At 67.9% G+C, this 25,723-nt stretch carries 18 protein-coding genes; 4 read left to right on the plus strand and 14 right to left on the minus strand.

All coding sequences use genetic code 11. The features are described from left to right. Window positions 1–12 precede the first annotated feature (12 nt). A complete protein-coding gene (locus ACIA12_RS17260) occupies window positions 13–531 on the plus strand; it encodes a TetR/AcrR family transcriptional regulator (protein WP_396367968.1) in 519 nt (172 codons plus the stop codon). 88 nt (window positions 532–619) lie between these two features. Then, window positions 620–4,009 (plus strand): beta-N-acetylglucosaminidase domain-containing protein, encoded by a 3,390-nt coding sequence (locus ACIA12_RS17265; RefSeq protein WP_396367969.1) that lies wholly within the window; start codon window positions 620–622, stop codon window positions 4,007–4,009. Window positions 4,010–4,633: 624 nt separating this feature from the next. Here ACIA12_RS17265 and ACIA12_RS17270 read toward each other — a convergent pair. From ACIA12_RS17270 to ACIA12_RS17325, 12 genes are all read right to left on the minus strand, one after another. Continuing rightward, a complete protein-coding gene (locus ACIA12_RS17270; protein WP_396367970.1) occupies window positions 4,634–6,130 on the minus strand; it encodes a CoA-acylating methylmalonate-semialdehyde dehydrogenase in 1,497 nt (498 codons plus the stop codon). 37 nt (window positions 6,131–6,167) lie between these two features. Further along, complete coding sequence (locus tag ACIA12_RS17275) at window positions 6,168–7,391, minus strand: Gfo/Idh/MocA family protein (protein ID WP_396367971.1); 1,224 nt, start codon at window positions 7,389–7,391, stop codon at window positions 6,168–6,170. Next, window positions 7,388–8,263, minus strand: a complete 876-nt coding sequence (locus tag ACIA12_RS17280; protein ID WP_396367972.1) for an ATP-binding cassette domain-containing protein — start codon at window positions 8,261–8,263, stop codon at window positions 7,388–7,390. The genes ACIA12_RS17275 and ACIA12_RS17280 overlap by 4 nt, the downstream gene beginning before the upstream one ends. After that, window positions 8,260–9,306, minus strand: a complete 1,047-nt coding sequence (locus tag ACIA12_RS17285) for an ABC transporter permease (protein ID WP_396367973.1) — start codon at window positions 9,304–9,306, stop codon at window positions 8,260–8,262. The genes ACIA12_RS17280 and ACIA12_RS17285 overlap by 4 nt, the downstream gene beginning before the upstream one ends. Before the next feature lie 9 nt (window positions 9,307–9,315). Next, the gene (locus ACIA12_RS17290; protein ID WP_396367974.1) at window positions 9,316–10,311 is read right to left on the minus strand and encodes a substrate-binding domain-containing protein; all 996 of its coding nucleotides are present in this window, start codon (window positions 10,309–10,311) and stop codon (window positions 9,316–9,318) included. 81 nt (window positions 10,312–10,392) lie between these two features. After that, window positions 10,393–11,289 (minus strand): TIM barrel protein, encoded by an 897-nt coding sequence (locus tag ACIA12_RS17295; protein ID WP_396367975.1) that lies wholly within the window; start codon window positions 11,287–11,289, stop codon window positions 10,393–10,395. Beyond that, the gene (gene iolD / locus ACIA12_RS17300) at window positions 11,282–13,213 is read right to left on the minus strand and encodes a 3D-(3,5/4)-trihydroxycyclohexane-1,2-dione acylhydrolase (decyclizing) (protein ID WP_396367976.1); all 1,932 of its coding nucleotides are present in this window, start codon (window positions 13,211–13,213) and stop codon (window positions 11,282–11,284) included. The genes ACIA12_RS17295 and iolD overlap by 8 nt, the downstream gene beginning before the upstream one ends. A 97-nt stretch (window positions 13,214–13,310) precedes the next feature. Next, window positions 13,311–14,201, minus strand: a complete 891-nt coding sequence (iolB, locus tag ACIA12_RS17305; protein WP_396367977.1) for a 5-deoxy-glucuronate isomerase — start codon at window positions 14,199–14,201, stop codon at window positions 13,311–13,313. Beyond that, a complete protein-coding gene (locus tag ACIA12_RS17310) occupies window positions 14,198–15,070 on the minus strand; it encodes a deoxyribose-phosphate aldolase (RefSeq protein ID WP_396367978.1) in 873 nt (290 codons plus the stop codon). Before ACIA12_RS17310 ends, iolB begins: the two co-directional genes overlap by 4 nt. Window positions 15,071–15,861: 791 nt before the next feature. Continuing rightward, window positions 15,862–16,803: a 5-dehydro-2-deoxygluconokinase gene (gene iolC, locus ACIA12_RS17315; protein WP_396367979.1), complete on the minus strand. Its 942-nt coding sequence runs from the start codon at window positions 16,801–16,803 to the stop codon at window positions 15,862–15,864. Then, entirely contained in the window at window positions 16,803–17,684 is an 882-nt protein-coding gene (locus ACIA12_RS17320) for a sugar phosphate isomerase/epimerase family protein (protein WP_396367980.1), read from the minus strand. Before ACIA12_RS17320 ends, iolC begins: the two co-directional genes overlap by 1 nt. Beyond that, window positions 17,681–18,682, minus strand: a complete 1,002-nt coding sequence (locus ACIA12_RS17325; protein WP_396367981.1) for a Gfo/Idh/MocA family oxidoreductase — start codon at window positions 18,680–18,682, stop codon at window positions 17,681–17,683. Before ACIA12_RS17325 ends, ACIA12_RS17320 begins: the two co-directional genes overlap by 4 nt. 162 nt (window positions 18,683–18,844) lie before the next feature. On the opposite strand from ACIA12_RS17325, the gene ACIA12_RS17330 reads away from it, so the two are divergent. Together ACIA12_RS17330 and ACIA12_RS17335 are read left to right on the plus strand one after the other, a co-directional pair. Continuing rightward, on the plus strand, window positions 18,845–19,582 hold the full coding sequence (locus ACIA12_RS17330; protein ID WP_396367982.1) for a GntR family transcriptional regulator: 738 nt from the start codon (window positions 18,845–18,847) through the stop codon (window positions 19,580–19,582). Window positions 19,583–19,609: 27 nt separating this feature from the next. Beyond that, window positions 19,610–20,065 (plus strand): hypothetical protein, encoded by a 456-nt coding sequence (locus ACIA12_RS17335; protein ID WP_396367983.1) that lies wholly within the window; start codon window positions 19,610–19,612, stop codon window positions 20,063–20,065. 3 nt (window positions 20,066–20,068) lie between these two features. Here the strand turns inward: ACIA12_RS17335 and ACIA12_RS17340 are convergent, their stop codons facing one another. Then, complete coding sequence (locus ACIA12_RS17340; RefSeq protein WP_396367984.1) at window positions 20,069–20,752, minus strand: IMP cyclohydrolase; 684 nt, start codon at window positions 20,750–20,752, stop codon at window positions 20,069–20,071. 42 nt (window positions 20,753–20,794) lie between these two features. Continuing rightward, window positions 20,795–25,660: an NAD-glutamate dehydrogenase gene (locus tag ACIA12_RS17345; RefSeq protein WP_396367985.1), complete on the minus strand. Its 4,866-nt coding sequence runs from the start codon at window positions 25,658–25,660 to the stop codon at window positions 20,795–20,797. Window positions 25,661–25,723 lie beyond the last annotated feature (63 nt).

Consider the following 25,723-nt stretch of genomic DNA (forward strand, 5'->3'; position numbering starts at 1 on the left):
TACCATAACTCCATGACCTCAGCGGATCCCCGGATCGAGCGGACCAGGCAGCACGTCCTGGCTTGCGCCCGAGAACTGTTGCTGGCCGAGGGCGCCGAGGCGGTGACCTTCAGCGCGCTGGCGCGACAGGCGCAGGTTTCGCGCAATACGCTCTACCGGCATTGGGCGACCCCCGAGCAACTGCTGGTCGACCTCACCCTCGAGTACTACGTGACCCGGATCGACGACACGGTCACTCCGGCCGGCATCCCAGAGTTTCTCCACGGACTACGCAAGAACCTGGCCACCTCGGAGACGGCGTCGGTGCTGACTGCACTGATCGCCCGGGCAGAGCGCGATGCGGGCACCGCCGCCGCACTTCAACGCCTGGCGGCGGTCCGCAAGGAAGCCCTTGCCAGGATCACCGGCCCGCTCAGTGACGCGCAGTTCGCTGCGCTGATCGGGCCGCTGTTCTACCAGGCCTTCGTAGCCCGTGGGCGGCTCGACGAGGCCTTCGTCGACGAACTCGTCGCCCTCACCACCTCTACTTAAACGTTCAGATTTGTGTCAATGACGCCTTGACGCGCACTTATGCACAGTGGCTAACTATCTGGAGCCGCCCAGTCCTGAGGAGACTCCCGTGCGTCGTCGCTCGCTGTTCTTGCTGTCCGTCGTCGGTCTGATCGCGCCCTTCGCCTCTTCTGCGGGCACTGCCGCCAGTACGTCGTACGCCGGCCCTGCTGCCGGGCTGGTCTCGCCCCAGCCCCAGCAAGTGACCAACCGGACTGACGGGTTCGCCCTGACCTCCGTGGTCGGACTGGTGCGCGGCAAGGACTCCGACGCGGACAGTGAACGGGTCGTGCGGCAAGTGCTCGAGCGGGCCGGTGTGACTGAGGTGAAGACCACCGACGGCACCGACCCAGGTACGCCTACCACGGTCTGGCTGGGCGACGGGCCGTTGGATGCGCTGCAGGTCGGCGGCAGTACCGGGTTGCCGGCCGAGGGGTACGTGCTGGCCGCCGGGCGGGATCAGCGCGGGCGCAGCCAGGTAGTACTGGATGGCGTCGACACCGACGGCACGTACTACGCCGCGCAGACGCTCACCCAACTCGTGCAGACCCGGCACAGCGGTACCGACTGGATGCCTGGCATCTCGATCAGGGACTGGCCGACGATGCGGTACCGCGGCTCGATCGAAGGCTTCTACGGCACGCCCTGGTCGCAGGCCGACCGGCTGGATCATGTCGACTACCTCGGCGCGCACCGGATGAACACCTATGAGTACGCGCCGAAGGACGACCCGTACCACCGGGAGAAGTGGCGCGAGCCCTACCCCGCTGACAAGCTCGCGCAGCTGGGCGAACTCGTCGGTCGCGCCCGGCAGAACAAGGTCGACTTCACCTTCGCGCTCTCCCCCGGGCTCGACATCTGCTACACCTCGGAGCCGGACTTCCAGGCGCTGATCGCGAAGTTCGAGGCGCTCTACGCGCTCGGCGGGCGGTCGTTCAACGTGCCGCTCGACGACATCGACTACAGCACCTGGCACTGTGACGCCGACCGGGCGAAGTACGGGACCGGCGGAGCCGCCGCCGGCCGGGCGCAGAGTGAGCTGCTGAACCGCGTCCAGCGCGAGTGGGTCGAGACAAAGCCCGATGTCGCGCCGCTGCAGATGGTGCCGACGGAGTACTACAACGTGTCGGAAACGCCTTACAAGAAGGCATTACGGGAGCAGCTGGACCCCGATGTCGTTGTGCACTGGACCGGTGTCGGCGTGGTTCCGCAGACGATCACAGCCGCACAGGCCGCTGCCGCGAAGGCGGTTTTCGGGCACAACATCCTGATCTGGGACAACTACCCGGTCAATGACTACGCGGCCGGACGGCTGCTGCTCGCTCCGTACAGCGGCCGTGAGCCGGCCCTCGCCGCCGACGTCGTCGGCATCATCTCGAACCCGATGAACCAGGCCGCGGTCAGCAAGACCGCGCTCTACTCGTTCGCCGAACTCGGCTGGAACCCCGCCTTGTACGACGAACAAGCGTCCTGGCTTCGCGCCCTGGCCGAACGATCCGACGGCGAACAGCGCACGATCAACGCCCTGAAGGTGTTCGCCGACCTCAACACGTACGACGGCACGCTCCACCCGCAGAGTGCTCCGGTTCTGCAGGCAGCGATCGACACCTTCTGGCAGACCTGGCGCGCGGGCGACCGGGCCGAGGCGATCGCCGTACTCCGGCCAGTGGTGAAGTCCGTCGCCGAGGCGCCGGCCACGATCCGCGCCGGCGTGCCCGACCCGGCCTTCGCCGCCGAGGCGGAGTCGTGGCTCAAGGCAACCGAACTGTGGGGCCAGGCAATGCTGCGCGGGCTCGATCTGCTCACCACCCTCGACAACGGGAACGGCGCTCGCGCCTGGACAGCCCGTCAGGAGATCGACGCGCTGGTCGCACAGGCCAAGGCGATCCGGGACAGCCGGCTGCCGCACAGTGGGACGTATCCGCGGATCGGCGAACGCGTGGTCGACGAACTGCTCGCCGAGATCGGCCGCGTCCAGGATCGCTGGCTCGGCGTCGTCCCGGCACGAACCGCGTCGACGACGCTCGGCACCTATCAGGACAACGTGCCTGCACGGATGGTCGACGGGGATCTGAACACATTCTTCTGGAGCAACGGCACTCCTGGGCCGGACTCCGAGGTGCGGGTCGATCTCGGCGAGAGCACCCCGATCGGCGACATCGCCTTGCTGATGGGCAAACCGGGCAGCGTCAACGACTACATCCAGTCCGGCGCCCTCGAGTACTCGATCGATGGGACCCACTGGACCGAGCTGACCCGCGCCACGACGGCCGAGGTTCGTTTGACAGCACCGGCTGGGACCAAGGCGCGCTATGTCCGGTACCGGGCGCTGGCGGCGGACGACTTCTGGGTCGTGGTTCGGGAGTTCTCCGTGCAGACTCTCGGCGGCGGCAGGACCGAGCTGACGGTCGCCGGTACGCCGACGCCTGCCGCCGGTTCGTCGTACCGGGCAGCGGTCGATGGCAACGTCGAGACCGCCTATGTGGCGGGCAAAGCGCCAGTAGCCGGCGATGCCTTGGTGGCGACCCTGTCGGCGCCCCGAGCGCTCGCGGCGGTGACCGTGCTCCAGCGGACGGCTGCGGTGGGCTCTGCTGAGGTAGAGGTTCGCGTGGCCGGCCAGTGGCGTCCCGCTGGTCGTGTGACCAGGGCGTACACCGAGCTGGACCTTGGCGGCCTTCAGGCGGAGGCGATTCGCCTTGTGTGGAAGGACGGGAGCACTACGCCGCAGATTGCCGAGGTGATCCCGCGGTGGGCGGACGTAGCGCCGGTGACCATCGCGGTCAATGACACCGACGTCGTTCGCGGGCAGGCCACGACCGTCAACGTCGAGCTGTCCGCACCCGTCGAGCTTGCCGGCACGCTCTCCATCACCGCGCCGCCTGGGTGGAAGGTGCCTGCCGACCAACAGTTGCAGGTGGCCCGTGGCTTCGCCCGCACGGTTCCCATCGAGCTGACGCCGCCTGCTGACGCGCCTCTCACGTCCGTTGCCATCCCGGTCACCTTCACGGTCGGCAGCGCCGCCTACACCAGCACGTTGACGGCGTCGGTCCGCCCGAAGACCTCCACCACCAACGCCTTGCTCAAGCGACCAGCCACCGCGTCGAGCGTCGAGCCCGGCACGTCCTTCACGCCGGACCTCGCCGTCGACGGCGATCCGAGCACGCGCTGGGCTTCCGGGTATGACAATGCTTCCTGGCTGCAGGTCGATCTCGGTACTCGTACGCGGGTGGGCAAGGTGGTGCTCCAGTGGGAGGCGGCCTTCGGATCGGCGTACCGGTTGGAGGTTTCCGACGACGGCTCGACCTGGACGACGGCGGCCGAGGTGACCGGAGGCGACGGCGGTACCGACACCGTCTGGCTCGACGCGACCGGTCGCTATCTACGCCTGCAGGGCGTCGACCGCGCAACGACGTACGGCTACTCCCTGTATGACTTCGCTGCCTACAGCATCGTCTCGTGACCGTATTGCAAGTCCATTCAGACTGGATTGCGCGGATCACTCGGAAGTAGCCGCCGGCAATTTCATTGGCCACAGATCCAAATTCATTGGCCACAGATTCAAATTCCTTGGCCCGGCGGATTCAATTCATGGCGGTCCGTGGCCTATGTGCACCCCGAGGTGTACCGTGCGAAGCGGTGAGGCAATTGACTTTCGGGAGATGATCAGCTATGTCCGCCACCAGAAAACGCGCCGCCGCAATCGCAATTGCAACGTTCGCCACGCTCGCGGTATCGACTCAGCCGGCCCTGGCCGAAACGACCAAGACCGTCTGCACTTCCGACGTCTGCATCACCGTCTGGCGTACCGGAACCTACGTTCGGCAGGCCACCGTCTATTTGCAATACCCGTCGAGTGGATCAGTCTGGGATTTCCATTACTTCGGCCCCACCGGGACACCCAATCGGTGGGCGAGAAGCATTGTCTGCGGAGGGCAGTGTGCGTTCAGATTCGAGCGCGTGAACTGGACCTACTCAGCTGGCCGGCTGGTGTGTGGCGAGATGTGGCAGGTCGGTTATCTCAAAGGAAGACCGTGCGTAACCATGTAAGTCCTCAGCCGGGTAATTGATGGACATGGCGAATGACTCAGTCGTGCGTCGGGAAGCCAAGGTTGAGGCCGCCGTGGGATGGGTCGAGCCAGCGCGAGGTGATCACCTTTCCGCGGGTGAAGAAGTGCACGCCCTCGGTGCCGTGCGCGTGGGTGTCGCCGAACAGTGAGTTCTTCCAGCCGCCGAACGAGTAGTACGCCATCGGCACCGGGATCGGGACGTTGACGCCGACCATGCCGACCTCGACCTCGGTCTGGTACCGCCGGGCGGCGCCGCCGTCGTTGGTGAAGATCGCCGTGCCGTTGCCGTACGGGTTCGAGTTCACCAGGTCCAGCGCCGCGTCGTACGACGGGACGCGCAGCACCGACAGCACCGGGCCGAAGATCTCGTCGGTGTAGATCGACATGTCCGGCGTGACCTTGTCGAACAGCGTCGGGCCGAGCCAGAAGCCGTCGTCGCCACCGTCGAACGGACCCTCGCGGCCGTCGACGGCCAGCTCCGCGCCGGCCTCGACCCCTGCCTCGACGTACCCGACGACCTTGTCGCGGTGCGGTCCGGTGACGAGCGGGCCCATGTCGCTGCCGCGGGTGCCGTCGCCGGTCTTCAGCGTCGCCATCCGCTCACGGATCTTCGCGATCAGGTCGTCGGCGACGGGCTCGACCGCGACCACGGCCGAGATCGCCATGCAGCGCTCACCTGCAGAGCCGAAGCCGGCGTTGACCGCGGCGTCAGCGGCGAGGTCGAGATCGGCGTCGGGAAGTACGACCATGTGGTTCTTGGCGCCGCCGAGAGCCTGGACCCGCTTGCCGTTCCTGGTGCCGGTCTCGTAGACGTAGCGCGCGATCGGCGTCGAACCGACGAAGGAGACGGCCTTGACGTCGGGGTGCTCGAGCAGCCGGTCGACGGCCTCCTTGTCACCGTGCACGACGTTCATCACGCCCTCGGGCAGACCCGCCTCCTTCCACAGCGCGGCGACCGCGTTCGCCGCCGACGGGTCCTTCTCCGACGGCTTGAGCACCACGCTGTTGCCGCAGGCGATCGCGATCGGCACGAACCACAGCGGCACCATCGCCGGGAAGTTGAACGGCGAGATGACCGCGACGACGCCGAGCGACTGGCGGATCGAGTAGACGTCGACGTTGGTGGAGACGTTCTCGCTGAAACCGCCCTTGAGCAGGTGCGGGATGCCGCACGCGAACTCGACCACCTCCAGCCCGCGGGTGACCTCGCCGAGCGCGTCCGAGAGCACCTTGCCGTGCTCGGCGGTGATCAGCGCGGCGATCTCCTCCTTGCGCGCGTTCAGCAGCTCGCGGAAGGCGAACAGCACCTGGGCGCGCTTGGTGAGCGAGATCGTGCCCCACGCCTTCGAGGCGTCGTGGGCGACCTTCACCACCTCGTCGACGGTGGCCGCCGATGCCAGGTCGAGCTCACCGGTCGCCTCGCCGGTGGCCGGGTTGTAGACCTTGCTGGTCCGCTCGGAGACGCCCGTCCACGGGGTTCCGCCGACCAGATGGGTGATTCGCTCAATGCTCACAGCTACATCCCTCGCTCGTTCGGTGATTCCGTCTTCTTCATCCGAGGACCTCGTTGCGGGCGACCATCTCGACCTCGACCGGGCGGCCTTCCTCCAGGGACCGGACGCCGGCCGTGCAGACCGCCGCCGCCGCGTAGCCGTCCCAGGCGGTCGGGCCGTCGATCTCACCCTTCGCCGCGGCGTCCACCCAGCGCTGGACCTCGATGTCGTACGCGAGCCCGAACCGGACCCGGAAGTCCGCCGGCATCGCGCCACCCCAGTGTCCGGCCTGCTTGGTCAGTACGTCGACCCCGAGACCGATCGTCGCGCTGCCCCTCTCGGCGACGGCCTCGCATCGCACCTCGTAGCCGACCTGGAAGTTCACGAACACCTCCACGTCGGCAAGGGCGCCTCCTGCCATCTCGAAGACCGCGAACTGCGGGTCGAGCACCCCTTCGGCGACCAGGCTGGTCGGTTTGGGGGCATGCACGGTGATCCGGACGATCTCGTCGTCGAACAGCCAGCGCGCCACGTCGACCTCGTGCACCAGGGAATCGCGCACGATCATCTCGCTGCGGAACGTCGCCGGGACCGTCTTGTTCCGGTGCACGTTGTGCAGCAGCAACGTCCGGCCGAGCTCACCGGAGTCCAGCAGTTGCTTCAATCGCGCGTACTCCGGGTCGAAGCGGCGCATGAACCCGACCTGGATCAGCGACCGCCCGAGCTTGTGCTCCGCTTCGACCACCCGCAGCGCCGACTCGGCATCCATCGTCAACGGCTTCTCACAAAGCACAGGCTTCCCATGCTCCAAACAAGCCATCAACTGCTCCCCATGCGCAAACCCCGGCGAAGCGATGATGACCGCATCCACCTCCGCATCACCAATCAACGCCACCGGATCCCCAATCACCCGCACCCCGCCACCACCGAGGCTGCCGGGAGTGCCGGGAGTGCCGGGGGTGCCGGGAGTGCCGGGCGGCGGCCCGCCCGCATCGGCGGAGCCCGGCGTACCGGCCGCCGACGCCGTTCCACCCGCACCACCCACTCCCGGTGCCCCGGTGCCCGCCGCTCCCGGCCCACCGCCTGCAGCCGCGCCAGCGCCTCCCGTACCAGTTGAGGCTGATGTGCTGTTCAGGGCCGCGGCTAGTGCCTCGGCTCGGGCTGTGTCTGGGTCGGAGATGGCTACCAGGCGGGCGCCTGAGATGCGGCGGGCGACTCGGTCGGCGTGGTCGGCGCCCATTGCGCCGACGCCGATGATGCCTATCCTGAGGTCCTGGGTCATGTGCTCTCCAGCGGGGACTGGATCCTGGCCGGCCCGTCGACCGGCCGGGCCACCGCACCCGCGTCGATGTCCCGCAGCTCGTGGCTGAGCGCCTCCAGCTCGGAACCACCGGCCATCTCGTTGGTCAGCTGCTCCAGCGTGATGTCGGCACGATGCGTGTCCAGAGCCACCCGGCCCAGCTTGAGCACGACGAAGTGGTTGCCGACCAGGTACGCGTGGTGCGGGTTGTGGGTGATGAAGACGACGCCGAGCCCGGCGTCCCGTGCCTTCACGATGTACTTCAGCACGACCCCCGACTGCTTGACGCCGAGTGCCGCGGTCGGCTCGTCCAGGATCAGCACCTTGGCGCCGAAGTAGATCGCCCGGGCGATCGCGATGCACTGGCGCTGACCGCCGGACAGCATCCCGACCGGCTGCTCGAGGTTGGGGATCGCGATCCCCATCTTGGTCAGCTCCTCGCCCGCGATCCGTTTCATCTCGCCGATGTCGAGCCGGCCGAACCCCTTGGTGATCTCGTTGCCGAGGAAGAAGTTCCGCCAGACCGACATCAGCGGCGCGAGCGCCAGGTCCTGGTAGACGGTGGCGATCCCGCTGTCCAGCGACTCCCGCGGCGACTTGAACCGGCGCTGCTCGCCGTTCACCGACAGCGTGCCGTCGGTGTGCTCGTGCAGGCCGGCGATGATCTTGATCAACGTCGACTTGCCCGCGCCGTTGTCGCCGAGGACACAGGTGATCTCACCCTGCCGGACGGCCAGCGAGACCCCGCGCAACGCGTTCACGTTGCCGTAGCTCTTGCCGACCTGGTCCAGGTGGACCACCGGGGTGGTCGGCCCGCTGGCCGCCTCGGCGTCGAAACTGCTCGTGGTGGTCATCGCGCTTCCGCCTTCTTCTTGACGACGAGGTTCACGATCGTGGCCAGCAGCAACATCACGCCCAGGAACACCTTGAACCAGTCCGGGTTCCAGCCGGCGTACACGACGCCCAGCTGAACCATGCCGAAGATGAGCGCTCCGACCGCGCCGCCGACCACGGATCCGTAGCCGCCGGTGAGCAGACAGCCGCCGACCACCGCCGCGATGATGTACAGGAACTCCTTGCCGACACCCTCACCGGACTGCACGACGCCGTTCTGGGCGAACAGCAGGTGCATCCCGAAGAACCAGGCGAAGAAGCCGACGGCCAGGAACAGGCCGATCTTGACCCGCTTCACCGGCACACCGACCGCCCGGGCCGCGGCGGCGTCGCCACCGACCGCGAAGATCCAGTTGCCGACCTTGGTCTTCAGCAGGAACCAGGCGGCGATCAGGACGAAGACGACCCACCACACGATGATGATCTTGATCGTGATCCCGCCGAGCTTGAACTGCGAAGCGAACACCGCATGGGCCGAGGAGAACCCGTCCATGTCGCTGATCGAGTTCGACGCGACCGCGCCCGACGTCAGCCGGGTCACCGCGATGTTCAGGCCCTGCAGGATGAAGAAGGTGCCGAGCGTCACCAGGAAGCTCGGCAGACCGGTCCGCATCAGCAGCCAGCCGTTGAAGGCGCCGATCAGCAACGCCAGCGCCAGCGACACGAACATGGCGACCCACACGTTGACGCTGAACTGGTACGCGAAGATGCCCGCGGTCAGGCCGGCCGTCGTCACCGCGACGCCGGCCGACAGGTCGAACTCGCCGCCGACCATCAGCAGCGAGACCGGGACGGCCATGACACCGATCAACGCGGCACCGTACAGGACCGTCCCGACGTTGTTGACGTCGCGGAAGGGAGCGGCGGCGACCACGAAGAAGAGCAGGATCACCACCGCGCCGACCAGGGATCCGATCTCCGGACGGCTCAGCAGGCGTGCGCCCACGGACCGGGTGGCGACCCGGTCGTCGGCCGCTGCCGGGGTCGTGATGGTCGATGCCATGGCCGGGCCTCAGCGCGTTCCGGCCGTGGCGTACTTCGCGACGGCCTCGATGTTCGACTTGTCGATGAACGCCGGCCCGGTCAGCGTCGCCTCGCCGCCGCCGATCGTGTCGCCGTTGGTCTTGTTCAGCCAGATCGCGTCGACGGCAAGGTAGCCCTGCAGGTACGGCTGCTGGTCGACGGCGAAGTCGACCGTGCCGTCCTGGACCGCCTTGGCCATCTCCTTGCTCATGTCGAAGCTGGCGATCTTGGCCGACGAGCCCGCGTCCTTGGCCGCCTGGACGGCGGTCAGGGCGACGCCCGCGTTCAGCGCCATGACGTAGTCGGCGCCCTTGTCCTGCTGCAGCTTCGAGGTGATCGTCGCCTGCGTGCCGGGCTGGTCGGCGCCGTCGACGTTGAGGTTCTCGACCGCGCCGAACTTGTCCTTGATGCCCTGGCAGCGGGCCTCGAGGCTGACGTTGCCCTGCTCGTGGATGACGCAGATGACCTTCTTGGCGCCGAGCGACTTCAGCTTCTCACCGGTCGCCTGACCCGCGATCCGCTCGTCCTGACCGAAGTACCCGATCGCGCCGGAGGTCTTCCAGGTGTCCAGCCCGCCGTTCAGGACGGTCACCGGGATGCCGGCCGCCACCGCCTTCTTCACGTTCGGGATCACCGCGTCGGGCTTGTTCAGGGTGACCGCGATGCCGTCGACCTTCGAGTCGATCGCCGTCTGCACCAGGTTGGCCTGGCCGGCGCCGTCCGGGTCGGAGGAGTACTGCAGCTCGATGTTGTCCTTCTGCGCGGCCGCCTCGGCGCCGCGGCGGACGATGTCCCAGAAGGTGTCACCCTGCTTGGAATGGGTGATCAGGGCAACCTTCATCCGTGGCGTGGTCGCCACGTTGCCGGACGAGCCGCTCGCCTTCTCCTCCTCCTTCTTGCCGCCGGAGGAACTACAGGCGCCCAGCGCCGCGACCAGCACGAGCGCCGCCCCCGTGGCCACCGCCTTCTTCTGCCACCGAACCATGACTACCAACCAGCCTTTCAGATGTTCCGCGGTAACGCCGCGGCGTACGGGTGTGACCGCAGAGCAATACTCTGCTGGTCGTCATACGGATACACCACCACCCCCGTGGGTCTGCAGATATTTCAGCGTTCGTGTCGCGATCGGTAGCGGCACGTCGGGCGGGCAGGGGTACATGTCCTGCTCGACGATCGCGAACAGATCGGCATCGAGCCCAGCCAGCGCGTCCAGCACCGGCGGCAGCTCGGGCACACCCAGCGGCGGCTCGCACATCACGCCCCGCCGGACCGCCTCGTCGAACCCGATCCCGTCGGCCTCCGCCTGCGCGAGCACCACCGGATCGACCTGCTTCAGGTGCACATAGCCGATCCGTTCGGGGTACTTCCGGATCAGCTCGAGATTGTCGCCGCCGCAGTAACTGATGTGGCCGGTGTCCAGACAAAGGTTGACGTGCTCCCCGTCGGTCTCGGCCAGGAACCGCTCCACCGTCTCCTGGCTGTCCACGTGTCCGTCCGCATGCGGATGGAACTGCGTCTTCAGCCCGTACTCCGCGGCGATCCGCCGGCCGAGCTCGGTCACCTGCTTGCCGTGCCGGGCCTGTCCCTCGTGATCCAGCCGCGGCTCGATCACCTGACCGTCGTCGCCGCGCCACATCGACGGGATGACCACCAGGTGCTTGGCGCCCATCGCCGCGGCCAGCTCGGCGGCGGCCGAGACGTCACGCCAGGTCGAGTCCCACGAGTCGGGCCGGTGCAGGTGCTCGAAGATCGTCCCGGCGGTCACTTCCAGGCCGCGCTTGTCCAGCTCTTCCTTCAGCTGGACGGGATCGGTCGGGAGGTACCCTGGCGGACCGAGCTCGATCCGCGTGTAGCCGGCTTCGGTGACCTCGTCGAGGAACCGCTGCCACGGGGTCTGCTGCTCGTCGTTCGCGAACCAGACGCCCCAGGAGTCGGGCGCGCTGCCGATCTTGACGCTACCCATTGCCGCCTCCTTCGACCGGTGCTTCGACCGGTGCGAGGTACGACTTCTGCGCCTTCTTGAACTCCTCGTACTTCGCCGAGGCCGCGCGGGTCGAGTCGAGCTCGGAAGCCTGGCTGACCGGTACGTCCCACCAGGACTCGCTGTCGGGAGCGCCGATCAGCGGGTCGGTCCTGACGTGGATCGCGATCGGGCCGTCGGCGGCTTTCGCCGTACCGATCGCCTTCTCCAGCTCGGCGCGACTGTTGACGTCCAGCACCTCGACGCCGAGGCTGCGCACATTGGCGGCCAGGTCGACCGGCAGGTAGTCGCCGTCCAGCCGGCCGTCGCCGGAGCGCCGCCGGTACGCCGTACCGAACCTTTGCGAGCCGAGGGATTCGGACAGGGCGCCGATCGACGCGAAGCCGTGGTTCTGGACCAGGACGACGATGATCTTGACGTTCTCCTGGACCGCGGTGACCAGCTCGCTGGACATCATCAGGTACGACCCGTCGCCGACCAGGACGAAGACGTCGCGCTCGGGTGCGCCGAGGCGGACGCCCAGTCCGCCGGCGATCTCGTATCCCATGCAGGAGTAGCCATATTCGACGTGGTATCCCTTCGGATCGCGAGTCCGCCAGAGTTTGTGCAGGTCACCCGGCATCGAACCGGCTGCGCACACCACCACATCAGACGCCGCCGACAATTCGTTGACGGCACCGAGAACCTCGCCCTGGGTGAGCAGTCCTTCGGCCAGCTTGCTCGTCACCTCTGCCGGCGGGTTGTAGGCGTTGTCCACAATCGCGTCCCACCGGGTTGCGAGCTCGGCGGTCAATGATCTGTACTGGTCCTCCACCGACCAATCACCGAGCTGGGAAGCCAACGAAACAAGGGCTTCCCGGGCATCGGCGACAACAGGGAGACCAGCATGCTTGCCACCGTCGAAGCGCGCCACGTTGATGTTGACGAACCGGACGTCCGGGTTCTGGAAGGCGGTCCGCGACGCCGTCGTGAAGTCCGCGAAGCGGGTGCCGATGCCGATCACCAGGTCGGCCTCGCGGGCCAGCGCGTTCGCGGCCGTCGTGCCCGTGGACCCGACCGCGCCGACCGACTGCCGGTGGTCGTAGCGCAGAGATCCTTTGCCAGCTTGGCTTTCCGCGACCGGGATGCCGGTCTGCTCGGCGAACTCCCGCAAGGCGTCCTGGGCGCGGGAGTAGGCGACGCCGCCACCGGCCACGATCAGGGGTTTCTTCGAAGACCGGATGAGCTCTGCCGCTTTGCCGACAATAGATGCCTCCGGCAACGGGCGAGCGATGTACCAGGTGCGCTCGGCGAACAGCTCCTCGGGCCAGTCGAAGGCTTCCGCCTGCACGTCCTGCGGCAGCGCGATCGTGACCGCACCGGTCTCCACCGGATCGGTCAGGACGCGCATCGCGTTGAGCAGGGCCGAGGGTAGTTGCTCAGGGCGCCAGATCCGGTCGAAGTACTTCGAGACGGGGCGGAACGCGTCGTTGACGGAGACATCGCCGGCGGTGGTGCTCTCCAGTTCCTGCAGCACCGGCGTGGCCACCCGGGTGCTGAAAACATCCGACGGAAGGAGCAACACAGGCAGCCGATTCACCGTGGCGAGCGCCGCCCCGGTGATCATGTTGGTCGAGCCGGGTCCGACGCTGGCCGTGCACGCATAGGTCTGCAGCCGATCCCGGGTCCGGGCGAACGCCGAGGCACTGTGCACCATCGCCTGCTCGTTGCGGGCCAGGATGTACGGCAAGGCCTCGGGGTCCTCGAGTTCGGACTGCAGCAACGCCTGTCCGAGACCCGCGACATTCCCGTGCCCGAAAATGCCGAAGCAGCCGGCGAATAACTTCTGCCGCTCGCCGTCGCGCTCCGAGTACTGAACGCTCAGGAAGCGCACCAGCGCCTGCGCGACCGTAAGACGCACCGTCATTTGACTCCTCCAAGACCCGTCGACGCCATTCCACCCATCAACCCACCACCGACCCGGCAGGCCACCGCCCCGGCGCGCGGCAGTTTGGCCGGCGCGATCACTCGCTGCTCCCGAAGGGCAGCCTCGGGTCGACCTTCTCCGTCTTCCAGAGTTCGCGGACCCAGCCGTGGCGGGGGTCGTCGCTGATCAGCCACTCGCGTTCGGTGCCGGGGCCGGCCATCACGTTCAGGTAGTACATGTCATAACCAGGAGGCGCCATCGCAGGACCATGCCAACCGTGTGGCACCAGGACCACATCCCCGCTGCGTACTTCAGCCAATACGTCGATCGGGCGGTCGTCGGTGCCGTAGACCCGCTGGTAGCCGATCGGGTCGTTGCCCTTGACAACCTCAGGAGCAGCGTCGGAGAGCTGCAGCTCGAAGTAGTAGATCTCCTCGAGCACGCTCTCCTTGCCAGGCTTGTGCTCGTCGTGCTTGTGCGGCGGGTACGACGACCAGTTCCCGGCCGGGGTGAGCACCTCGCAGGCGATGATCGAATCGGCTTCGAGCACCGCCGGCGTACCGAAGTTCCGCACCTGCCGGGAGGCGACACCCGCACCCCGCAGCTCGGTCTCGACCTGCTCAACCCCGATCCGCCGGAACGGATGGACCGACGCCGCCCGCGCATGCGGGAACGCGATCCGGGCACCTCCGGCGCTGACAACAGCCATCGTCGTACCGCGCGGCACGTACGCCAGATCAGTCGCCCCGGCAAACACATCAGCCCGTCCACCGAGCGCAACAGTCTCCCCGTCAACGACCACCTCAGCCGACCCCGACAACGGCAACACCAGCCACTCGGAGTCCCCGGTCTCGATCTCCACGGACTGCCCCGGCCGCAGCGTACCGACGTACAGGCCCGTGTGTTCCCAGTCTTTCTCACCGGGGCTGACAACCACATCGAAGCCGTCCCGTGCGGTAGAGCGTGCGGGACGGAACCACTCAGTCATGCGGCGCCTCCGTGGACTAGGGATGAGGCTTGGTCTACGGCGGCGGCTACGTCGCCGTCGGGTGGGAAGAGTAGGGCTCGGCCTACTACGAGACCTCGGACCGAGGGCAGGCTCAAGGCTTTGCCCCAGGAGGCGTAGGTCTCTTCGGGGGCGACGGTCGGGTCGCCGCCGAGCAGGAGGGTCGGGAGGGTGGTTGCATCCATTACGCGGGCCAGGTCGTCGACGACCGGGAGCTTGAGCCAGGTGTAGGCGCTGGTGGCGCCGAGGCCGGAGGCGATGTGGATCGACCTGATGACCGAGTCCGGGTCGAGGAGGTTGGTGACGCGGCCGTCGCGGCGTACTGACCAGAACGGTTCGACCATCGCCATCAGTTTGCGTTCGGCGAGTTCGGTCACCGCCCGCGCGCTGCTCTCCAGCGTCGCGACCGTACCGGGGTCGTCGAGGCAGATCCTGGTCAGCATCTTGCCGCCGTCCAGCCTGCGCCCGGCGATGTCATCCGCAGTACCGTAAGCCGTGAACCGGTCGTCCAGCTCGAACGACGCGCCTTGCAGCCCGCCACGGTTCATCGACCCGATCACGACCTTGCCCTCGAGCGCACCGAGCAGCAGCAGGTCCTCGAGGATGTCCGGCGTCGCGAGCACACCGTCGACGCCAGGCCGCCGCAGCGCGGTACAAAGCCGATCGATCAACGCCGGTCGGCTGGCCATCGCCATCCGATCGTCCCGCACCCCGAGCGCGCCCCGAGCCGGATGATCAGCCGCCACGATCAGCAGCCGCCCATCCTCCCCCACCAACTCCCGCCGCCGCCGCTGCTGCCACCCCTCAGCAATCCGCTCCGGATACCGCACCCTGATCTCAGTCGGATTCACCTCAACCCCCAGTTCAGAACCCGCCCAACCACTACTTACCCCGCCATTTCGCGGGCTCACCACCCTCGCTTCAACCCCACCTCCACCACCACCCAGCACACCCTCACCAGCACCACCGCCAGCGTCAACAGCACCGTTGCTCTCAAGAGCCCCGCCAGCACTCGCCTGCCCAGCGCTGCTCTCGCGAGGCCCGGCCACACGAGGCTCGCTCACATACAGCCCAGCCTCACCGACCTCGCCACCGTCGCCAATCGCGCGCGGCTCGCTCGTGCCCGGCTCGCCAGCGTGGGGCTCACCCATGCCCGGCTCGCTCGTGCGGCGCTCGCCCATGCGCGGCTCGCTCGTGCGGGGCTCGCCCATGCGCGGCTCGCTCGTGCGGGACTCGCTCATGCTCGGCTCGCTCGTGCGGGACTCGCTCATGCTCGGCTCGCTCGCGCGGCGCTCGCCCATGCTCGGCTCGCTCGTGGGGCGCTCGCCCATGCTCGGCTCGCTCGTGGGGCGCTCGCTCGTGCGGGATTTGCTTGCGTACAGACCGACCTCACCTAGGTCGCCGTCGTCGGCGCTCGCGCGCAGCTCGCCAGCGCGGGGCTCGCTCGTGTGCGGCTCGCTCGTGCCTGGCTCGCTCGTGCGGGGGCTGCTTGCGTACAGCCCGGCCTCACCGAGCTCGTCCCCGTCGGCGCCCATGCGCTGCTCGCCAGCTCGCGGCTCGCTCGTGCGCGGCGCGCTCGTGTGCGGCTCGTTGGTGTGGGGGTTGGTTGGGTGGGGGCTGGGGTCGCCGAGGTTGTCGGCGGTCATGGGGAGGTCTCCAGTAGGGCTAGTACTTCGGATTCGGTGGGCATGGCGGTGGAGCATTCGAGGCGGGAGGCGACGATGGCGCCGGCGATGTTGGCGAAGCGGATGATCTTTTCGAGGGGCCAGCCGGCGAGGAGGCCGTGGCAGAGGGCGCCGCCGAAGCCGTCGCCGGCGCCTAGGCCGTTGACGACCTCTACGGGGAAGGGCGGGACCTCAACTCGTTCGTCGCGGGTGCGGGCCAGCGTGCCTTTCGGGCCTTGCTTGACGACGGCCAGGTCCAGGCCGCGGTCCAGCAGCGCCTGGGCTGCCTTGTCGGGGTCTGTCTCGCCGACGGCGACCTCGCACTCCTCACGGTTGCCCACGGCAACAGTGCAGTGTTGCAGCGCCCGCGAAACCTGTTCGTGGGCCTCGCTCGGATCCGCCCAGAACATCGGCCGGTAGTCCAGGTCGAGCACGGTGAACGGCCGCCGCCCGCGGGCTTCCCAAGCGGTGAAGTGCGCGGTCCGCGAAGGCTCCGCCGACAACCCGGTGACCGTCGACCAGTAGATCGAGGCATCACGCACAGCGTCCAGATCGAGCTCGGACGGGTTGATCACCAGGTCCGGCGCCTTCGGGAACCGGTAGAAGTACAAGGGAAAGTTGTCCGGCGGGAAGATCTCGCAGAACGTGATCGGCGTCGGCAACCCCTCGACCGGCGTCACGAACCGGTCGTCGACCCCCAGTTCGAGCAGCGAGCGATGGATGAAGGTGCCGAACGGATCGTTCCCGGTCCGGCTGATCACCGCCGCCTTCCGGCCGTGCCGGGCGGCGGCGACGGCGACGTTGGTCGCGCTGCCGCCGAGGAACTTGCCGAAGCTCTCGACGTCCTCGAGATGTGTCCCCGTCTGCAGCGGATACAGGTCGACCCCGATCCGCCCGATGGTGAGTACGTCGTCGGCCATCAGACCGCCTCGGCAATCCGCCGCAGATGCTCGATACTGGCCCGTACGTCGGCCAGCGGCCCTTCCCCATCAGGCCGCCCGGTCAGAATCGTGTCCTGCTCCAGCACGTACCAGCCGTCATAGCCGGACTTCTCCAGCGCCGACACGATCGCGGCCAGGTCGATGTCACCGCCACCCAACGGTCGGTACATCCCGGCCCGTACGGCGTCCGTGTAGCTGACCTCACCCGTCTGAACCTTCAAGGCCCAGGATGCGTCCACATCCTTGAGGTGCGTGTGCAGGATCCGCGAAGTGTGCTTCAACGCCAAGGCCACCGGGTCGACCCCACCGATCAACAGATGCCCAGTGTCGAGCGTGAGCCCGATCGTCGAGCCGGCCAGCACCCGGTCGACGTCTTCGGCGTTCTCGACCATCGTGCCGACATGCGGGTGCAGCGTCGCTGTGACCCCCTGCTTGAAAGCCAGCCCGGCCAGCGCGTCGAGGTTGGCCAGCAACGTGGCCCAGCCGGCGTCGTCGAGTACAGGCCGATCGTCATACCCATCCGCACCGGTCGCGGCCGCAAGTACCAACGTGCCGGCCCCAGCAGCGACAAACCCTTCCAGAGCACGCGCAACCTCAGGAGCCGGATCATGCGAAGGGTCATGCAGCACAACCGGCACGAACCCACCAACCGCCCGCAACCCGAGATCCGCGAGCGCCTTCGCCTTGTCGGCCGGATCGTCGGGCAGGAACCCGTCCGGCCCGAACTCGGTCGCCGCGATGCCCACCTCGCGCATCTGCGCCAGCACCGTCTCCGGGTCGTACTGCCAACCCCAGTCCGGGACCTCACAGACGCCCCACGAGATGGGCGCTCCGGCGATCCTGGTGGCAACGTCACTCATCGGCCGATCTCCTCCAAGGCAACTACGCGGTTCTCGCGTCGGGACAGTTCGCAGGCGTCGGCGATGCGGAAGGCCTGCAAGGCATCGCGGACAGTGCAGGGGACGGCGCGGGTACCGGCGACCACCTCGGTGAACGCGGTCAGCTCGGCGACGTACGCCGGCTGGAACCGGTCCATGAAGGTTCCGTGCGACTGTCCGCCGGGGAACAGGACGCCGGGCTCGGCCGAGCGCAACGCGGTGTGCTCATCCAGACCGACCGCGATCGAGCCGAGCGAACCGAGCACCTCCATCCGTACGTCGTGGCCGGCCGCGTTGTAGCGGGTGCCGCTCACCGCGACGAAGGTGCTGTCGTCGAGCGTCAGCAGCGCGGCGGCAGCGTCGATGTCGCCGTACTCGCCGAAGAACGACTCGCCCCGGTTCGCGCCGGTGGCGAAGACGCTGGCCACCTCGCGACCGGTGACGAACCGGATGATGTCGAAGTCGTGCACCGTGCAGTCGCGGAAGAAGCCGCCGCTGGTCGGGATGTACTCGCGTGGCGGCGGGAATGCGTCGTTCGTGTTCGCGCGGATGTGGTGGATGAAGCCGAGCTCACCGCTCGCGACCTGCTCCTGCGCGGAGCGGTACCCGGCATCGAACCGGCGCTGGAAGCCGATGTGCACAGGCACGTTCGAGCCCTCGACCAGCTCGACGATCCGCTGTGTCTCACCGAGATCGATGGCGACCGGCTTCTCGCAGAAGGTCGGAATGCCGGCCGCGACGGCCTGCTCGATCAGGCGGGCGTGCGCGGAGGTGGCCGCGGCGATCACGAACCCGTCGATGCCACTCGCCAGCAGCTCGTCCACCGAGGCGGCGAACTCCAGGCCGAGATCCTTGGCGACCAGCTCCGCCCGGCTCGCGTCGACGTCCGTGACGACGACCTGCTCCACCACCGCCAGACTCTTCAGCGTCGCGGCGTGGAACGCCCCGATCCGCCCGGTCCCGACCAACCCGATTCGCATCCTGGCTTCCCTCTCGTCAAGGCTCGCGGCTGTCCGCCGGACCAGCCCACCCGCGGTGCTGGTTCGCCCCGTCAGCTTTCCTGGCCGCACCAGGCGTGTCAATACTTTGTAAGCACATTTTCACGTCGGGACATACATACCTCCTTGCTGTAACATCCGGACATGGCCGCCCTCCCGATCCAGATCGATCGGACGAGCCCGGTGCCGCTCTACCACCAGCTCGCCGAGCAGCTGACCGCCGCGATCAGCGACGGCACCCTGCGCCCCGGCGACCCGTTCGAGAACGAGCTGGCGATGTCCGGCCGGCTCAGCCTGTCCCGGCCGACCGTGCGCCGGGCGATCTCCGAGCTGGTCAACAAGGGCCTGCTGGTCCGCCGCCGCGGCATCGGCACGACGGTCGCCAACCAGATGGTGCATCGCCGCGCCGAGCTGACCAGCCTGTACGACGATCTGGTCCGTGAGGGTCGCACTCCGCGTACCGACGTACTGTCCCTGGTCTGTGCCGCTCAGGACGATCGCGCGGCCGAGGCGCTCAGCCTCCCGGCCGGCACACCGCTGGTGTCGATCGTCAGGCTCCGGTACGCCGGTGACCAGCCGCTCGCGATCCTCCGCAACTGGTTGCCCCCGGCAATGGCCGACCTGACCACCGACCTCCTCGAAACCGACGGCCTGTACGCCGTACTGCGCGCCCGCGGCATCCGCCCCACCGTCGCCCGCCAGCGCATCGGCGCCCGCAACGCGACCGCCGAGGAACGCCGCACCCTCCACATGTCCAAGGCCGAGCCACTGGTCACCATGACCCGCAGCGCCTACGACGCCGACGGCTCCCCCGTCGAATTCGGCGACCACTGCTACCGCGCCGACCAGTACTCAGTAGAAGTCATCGTCAGCGACCGCTGACCTGAGGCTGGGTGAGACCATCTACGGATGGCTGCGGGTAAGTCGGATGAGGTCGACCACGGAGAAGACTTCGAGGACGAGCTCGACGAGCCTCGGCGGCCGAAGCGGAAGATCCGGCTTCGAGGGCTGGAGTGGTTTCCGTTGCCCGAGCAGGCTGCCCCCCGGCACGCGGCGGCGTCCGAGCCGGCAGTGCCCCAGGGCGAGGAGGTCTTCTTCGCCGCGGCCTATCTGCTGTCGATCGTGGTGCTGCCGCTGGCGATCAGCTTCGCGGCCTGGCATCCGATCGACATGCACGACTTCCTCTACGGCGCTCCGGCCGTGTTGGCGGGCGCCCTGCCATGGTTCATGACTGAAGAGGTGTGCGACCTGGCCGGGCGCAGCCACTATTCGTTCTTCGCGTTGCGGACGCAGGTGTGGGTTCAGTGTGGCGGGGCGGCCCCGTCGGCGGTGCGGCGGTTGCGGAAATGGAAACGCGAGCGGTAGGGGTCACCGCGAGCGGATGATCGTGTCCTCGAAGGTTTCGCTGTACAGGGGGATGACGGCCAGGGCAACTCGCAGGGCCGGGTTCAGGCGGTTCCAGAGGAGGTCGGGGAGGGACTCCCATTCCTCACCCACCGCGACGACGATTGGGTAGCCGTCGGTGACTACCTCGGCGGCGGTGCCGGAGTAGGTGCTGACGACGCCGGCTGTTGCCTCCTCCGAGCGGCGGAGGAACAGGGACGGGTGCTGGACCTGGTCGGCGGAGTACGAGCGGGCGGAGCCGACGACGACGTCCATCAGCTCGGGGCCCTCGGTGACGGCTCCGGCGAAGATTCGGGGGGTGCGGATGGGCGGGTCGGGTTCGTAGTCGATGTTGCGGAGTACGACCTGCAGGTCGACGCAGTCGCCGTGCGCCGCGGCGAGTTCGTGGACGTGGCTGCCGTTGCCGACGATGACCCAGTCCTCGGTGCGGATCGCGGCCGTGTAGTGCCGCAGTTCGTCACTGGCCTCGCCCCGGATGTCCTGGACGACGATCTCGTACTCCGAAACGACCAGCTCCCGTTGCTGAGACGCCGGACTTCGCCCGGTCAGCCAATAGGCGGCAAACGGCACGCCGTCGACATCCCGCCCGATCGCCACCCCACGCCCCGGATACTCACTGCGCCCCACCATGTCCCCAAGCGTCGCCACGCCCCGAAGCCTAGCCTTGCTCCGGGGTGTGACGACCTGTGGTCACGCTTGGTTGTTGATGAGGGTGCGGACCAGGCGGAGGCCTACGGACAGGTGAGCCAGTTCCGGCCCCTCTGTTTCGACGATTTCTTCCATCATCGTGGCGGCGCGGGACAGGGCCGTCGAGTTCAGGTCCTGCCAGGCCCGGACGCGGTCTTCCGGATCGGCGGCGGCGTCGGTCGACGCCAGCACCTGACGGGTGAGCCGTGCGTGCACCGCGTGCAGGTCGTCGCGGAGGGCGGCGCGGGCCATCGTCTGCCAGCGATCCGTCCGCGGCAGTCCGATGATGCGCTCCAGGAAGAGGCCGAGTTGCAGCCGCTCGCCCAGCGCGAAGTGGACCTTGGCGACCTCCAGTACGTCGAGGTCGGCCCGGTCCGCCGTCTCCACGATCCCCAGCGCCGCGTACGCCGGCGGCAGTACCGCGATCCGGGTCGCGAACTCCTCCGGCACGTCCTCGGCCACCAGCGCCTCACGCCGCTGCTCGTAGAGAGCGAGCTCGCGACCCCGGAGTACGTCGGGCAGGGCCGCGGTGAGCTTGGCGATCCCCGGTGCGAAGAACTCGATCAGCTCGGCGATGTCGACCGGAGAGCGCCGGTTCGACACCAGCCAGCGGGTCGCGCGCTCGACCAGCGTCCGCGTCTCCAGCCGCATCGCGGTCTGCGTCGCGGCGTGCACCACGTTGTCCAGCTCGGCATTGCGAGCCAGCAGCTCCGGCTGGGCGAAGATCCTCGACGCGGCCAGGTTCGCCCGTACGACGTCCTCGACCGATCCGCCCGTCTCCAGCGACAACCGGTGGTAGGCCGTGATGCCGGACGAGTTGATGAACTCGTTCACCACCTGCGTGGTGATGATCTCCCGGCGCAGCTGGTGCGACTTCATCGGCTCCGCGAACCGGTCCTGGATCGCCTTCGGGAAGTACGACACCAGCTTCGCGGCCAGGTAGTCGTCATCCGGCAGTGAGGTCTTGAGCAGCTCGGCCTCGAGCACGATCTTCGTGTACGCGATCAGCACCGACAGCTCGGGCGAGGTCAGCCCGCGCCCCTCGGCCTTGCGCCGCTTGAACTCCGCGACGCTCGGCAGGAACTCCAGCTCCCGGTCGAGCAGGCCTTGCTTCTCCAGCCGCCGGACCCAGTCCTGGTGGACGTGCATCAGCGCCGCGGCCTGCGCGGTCGCGTTGGCCAGCCCGATGTTCTGCCGGTAGTTCGACTTCAGCACCAGCGCGGCGACCTCGTCCGTCATCGACGCGATCACGTCGTTGCGCTGCTTCTCGGTCAGGTCACCGTCGGCGACCACCTTGTCGAGCAGGATCTTGATGTTCACCTCGTGGTCGGAGGTGTCCACGCCGGCCACGTTGTCGATGAAGTCGGTGTTGATCCGGCCGCCGGCGGTCGCGTACTCGATCCGGCCGAGCTGGGTGAAGCCGAGGTTGCCGCCCTCGCCGACGGCACGGGCCCGCAGCTGTGACCCGTTGATCCGGATCGCGTCGTTGGCCTTGTCGCCGACATCGGCGTGCGATTCGGCGGTGGCCTTCACGTACGTACCGATGCCGCCGTTCCAGAACAGGTCGACCGGTGCCTTGAGGATCGCCTGCATCAACTCGTTCGGCGTCAGCGCGTCCGGGTGCCCCTCCAGGCCGAGCGCTTCGCGGACCTCGGCCGAGATCGGGATCGCCTTGTCGGTCCGCGGGTAGACGCCACCACCGGCCGAGATCAGCGCGGGGTCGTAGTCCGCCCACGAAGACCGCGGCAGGTCGAACAGCCGCCGCCGCTCGACAAAGGAGGCAGCCGCGTCCGGCGACGGGTCGAGGAAGATGTGCCGGTGGTCGAACGCCGCGACCAGCCGGATGTGCTCCGACAGCAGCATCCCGTTGCCGAACACGTCACCCGACATGTCCCCGACACCGACCACGGTGAAGTCGGTGTTCTGGCAGTCGTGGCCCATCTCGCGGAAGTGCCGCTTGACCGACTCCCACGCGCCGCGCGCGGTGATCCCCATCGCCTTGTGGTCGTACCCGACCGAACCACCCGACGCGAAGGCGTCACCCAGCCAGAACCCGTACTCCTTGGCCACCCCGTTCGCGATGTCCGAGAACGTCGCCGTCCCCTTGTCCGCGGCAACCACCAGATAGGCGTCGTCACCGTCATAGCGGACCACCGACGACGGCGGAACGATGTCCCCGGCAACGATGTTGTCCGTGATGTCCAGCAGCCCCGAGATGAAGGTCTTGTACGACGCGATGCCCTCGGCCAGCCAGGCGTCGCGATCAACGGAAGGATCCGGCAACTGCTTGGCGTAGAACCCGCCCTTCGCGCCCACCGGCACAATCACCGAGTTCTTCACCATCTGCGCCTTCACCAGGCCCAGCACCTCGGTCCGGAAGTCCTCTCGCCGGTCCGACCAGCGCAGCCCACCACGCGCGACGGCGCCGAAGCGCAGGTGCACGCCCTCGACCCGCGGCGAGTACACGAAGATCTCGTACGCGGGCCGCGGCTGCGGCAGGTCCGGGATCGCTTTGGGCTCCAGCTTGAACGAGATGTAGGTCCGGGGAGAGCCATCAGCGGCCGGCTGGAAGTAGTTCGTCCGCAGCGTCGCCTTGATGACGGTCAGGTACGACCGCAGGATCCGGTCCTCGTCGAGGCTCTTCACCGTGTCGAGCGCGGTGCCGATCTCCTTCTGCAACTGCTCCACCGCGATCACCCGGTTGGGGTCGTCGGCCTCGCCTCGGGCCGGGTCGAAGCTCGTCTCGAACAGCTGGACCAGGAGCTTCGCAATCTCCACGTGGTTGAGGAAGGTGTTCTCGATGTAGCTCTGGCTGAACGGCGTGCCGCCTTGGCGGATGTAGCGCTGGTACGCCCGCAGGATGGAGACCTGTCGCCAGCTGAGGCTGCCCCGCAGTACCAGGGCGTTGAGCGCGTCGCTCTCCGCCCGGCCTTCCCAGACCGCCTGGAACGTGTCGGAGAAGAGCTGCCGCAGCTCCTCCTTCTCCTCGGAACCCTGCGGCGCCCGGAGGCCGAAGTCATAGATGTACGCCGTACCCGTGGGCCGGCGGATCTCGTACGGCCGCTCGTCGATCACCTCGACGCCCATGTGGGTCAGCAGCGGCAGTACCTGCGACAGGGACAGCGCTGTACCGGTCCGGTAGACCTTGAACCGGCGCTCGCCCTCCCACTCCTCGTCGATCGGGGTGTAGAGCGACATGGACAGCCCGTCGTCGGCCGGGAGGGCGTCCAGGATCTTCACGTCGCGCACGGCGATCCGGGCGTCGAAGTCCTCCTTGTACGCCTCGGGGAAGGCACCGGCGTACTGGCTGGCCAGCCGGGTGACGGCTCCGTCGCCGCCGTCGGCGTGCAGCGCGACGTTGAAGTCGTCCTGCCAGGCACGGGTCGCCTCGACGACCTTCTGCTCGAGGATCTCGGCGTCGAAATCGCCTACCGTCGACCCCTGCTTCATCCGGACGACGAAGTGCACCCGCGCGAGCACGGACTCGGTCACGTAGGCGGCGTAGTCGACCGACTCGGCGCCGATCGCGTCCTTGAGGATCTGCTGCATCTTGAGCCGCACTGCCGTGGTGTAGCGGTCACGCGGCAGGTAGACGAGGCAGGACAGGTACCGGTTGTAGACATCGCGGCGGACGAACAGCTTGACCGCACGGCGCTCCTGGAGGTGCAGCACCGACTGCACGATCGGCAGCAGGTCCTCCACCGGCGCCTGCAGCAGCTCGTCGCGCGGGTAGGTCTCCAGTACGTCCAGTAGGCCCTTGCCGCTGTGGCTGTTGGGGTCGAAGCCGGTCTGCTTGAACAGCTCGATCGCCTTGCGGCGCAGTACCGGGACCTGCATGACGCTCTCGGTGTACGCCGTGGAGGAGAGCAGCCCGATGAACCGGCGCTCGGAGACGGGCTCGCCGTTCTCGTCGAACTGCTTGATGCCGACGTAGTCCAGGTACGACGAGCGGTGCACGGTGGAGCGCGAGTTGGCCTTGGTGAGGATCAGCAGCTTGCGCTCACGGGCCTTGGCGCTCACCTCCGGCGGCAGCTTGCCGGCGTTCTCGTCGAGCTTCGGGTCCGGCCGCAGGATGCCCAGGCCGGTGCCCGGGATGCCGCGCAGGACGCCTTGCTCGCCGTTCATGGTGAAGCTGTACTCGCGGTAGCCGAGGAAGGTGAAGTGCTCGTCGGCGAGCCACTCCAGCAGCTCCTTGGCCTCTTCGACCTCTCCCGCGCCGACCGGCAGCTCCGACGGGTCCAGCGACTCGGCGATCGAGACGGCCTTCTCGTGCATCTTCGGCCAGTCCTCGACGGCCTCACGCACGTCGCCGAGCACCCGCTGCAGCGCCTGCTCCAGCGCGCGGTGGTCCGCGGGGTCGGCGATCCGCTCGACTTCCAGGTGCATCCAGCTCTCCCGGACCAGGTCGTGCTCGTCCGCGGCGGCCGCGTCGTCGAGCACCTCCTGCAGGGTGCCTGCGACGTCGCGGCGGACCACGAACTGCGGGTGCACGAGCAACTGCAGCTCGAGGTTGTGGTCGGTGATCACCATCGACGCGCTGTCCACCAGGAACGGCATGTCGTCGATCACGATCTCGACCACCGTCCGGCCGTTCGCGGACCAGCCGTGCTCCTCGACGGTCGGCGTGAAGACGTGCACCTTGGCGGTACCCTGCGGCCGGGAGAGCGCGGACTTGTAGTGGTGTTTGGCGGCGCCCAGACAGTCGGTCGGCTGCCGCTCGGCGACATCCTCTGCGGCGACGTAGCGGTAGTACCGCTCCAGGAAGGTCCGTAACTTGCCGGCATCAACCGACTGGTCCTTGCCGTGCGACCCCGCGGCCACCGCCTTGGCGAGCACATCCGCCTTCTGGACGTCCAGCTTGCTCTGCATTCCCCACCGTCTCCACGCGTGACAAAAGCGGCGCTCTGCGCCGAGCGACACGACTCTGTGTCC

This window comes from Kribbella sp. NPDC051620 (genome assembly GCF_044453825.1).
Lineage (GTDB): Bacteria > Actinomycetota > Actinomycetes > Propionibacteriales > Kribbellaceae > Kribbella.